At 41.0% G+C, this 295-nt stretch carries 1 pseudogene; it reads right to left on the reverse strand.

The window, feature by feature from the left end:
• Positions 1-295 (reverse strand): annotated as a pseudogene (locus HC176_RS19000) (hypothetical protein); the annotation flags it as partial.

Raw genomic sequence — 295 nt, forward strand, 5'->3', positions numbered from 1 at the left:
TTCCGAAGGTGCAGTAGTCAATAGCATCAACATTGAGAAACTCCAGGGAATCATCGCTCCCGTCAGAATGTAGGATAGTATAAACCTGCTTTAGGCTGTTATCAATATCATCCCTTTCATAATCCGGATAATAGCACCGCACCCAGTAAGTATCCTCTTCATGCTGATCGTAAACGACTATTGATCCCGAAAACCGGAGCAGGTCATCATAAAAAACGGGGATTTTTGTATTGCGGTTATATTTTGCAAGGTATTTATGAAACCTGTCATTTACGGGAAATGAGGGCTTCTTTTT

Source organism: Tamlana crocina (assembly GCF_012037625.1).